This is a genomic window from Treponema sp. R8-4-B8 (assembly GCF_054786175.1).
This window is the reverse complement of sequence record NZ_BDHE01000432.1, coordinates 1-439: the sequence shown is the minus strand read 5'-3', so window position 1 is coordinate 439 and position 439 is coordinate 1. Positions and strand designations below refer to the sequence as shown.

Below are 439 nucleotides of genomic sequence, written 5' to 3'. Positions count from 1 at the left end.
AACATTGACGGAGAACATCGCCTTCAAGAATGCCGTGGCTATGTGTATTTTACAGATAGGTGAGCTAACCACGCATTTTTCGAAAGATTTTTTGGAGCATAATAAAAAAGTTCCTTGGGGAAACATGAAAAGAATGCGGAATATTGCCGCTCATCATTATGGCTGTCTCTTATACACATCTTGGTATTGACGCCGGTGTCGGCTAACGTAGGCGGCGAGGAGTGTGTCGATCCCGCTGTGTCCGCCATTTTTGACGGGCATCGCTTCGACCTTACAGACTTTAAATTTGACAGAGACGAGGCTAATAATTATGGATAAGATCGCTTTGGATACAAATGTCTTGATATATAATCATGGCTTAGACGGTAACCCCAAACGGTTGATTTCGGAAAAATTCTTTAGGGAAAACCCGGTGATCTCACCGCAGGTTGTATCCGAA

The 439-nt window shown here is 43.5% G+C and carries 2 protein-coding genes; both read left to right on the top strand.

Annotated features, from left to right (window positions below):
* Positions 1-190: HepT-like ribonuclease domain-containing protein (locus ACYVRA_RS09115; RefSeq protein ID WP_461252389.1), on the top strand; the 190-nt coding region annotated here is incomplete at its 5' end.
* Between the two features lie 5 nt (positions 191-195).
* Positions 196-318 carry a hypothetical protein gene (locus ACYVRA_RS09110; RefSeq protein ID WP_461252388.1) on the top strand — a complete coding sequence of 41 codons (123 nt, stop codon included), beginning with the start codon at positions 196-198 and terminating at the stop codon, positions 316-318.
* Positions 319-439: the final 121 nt, after the last annotated feature.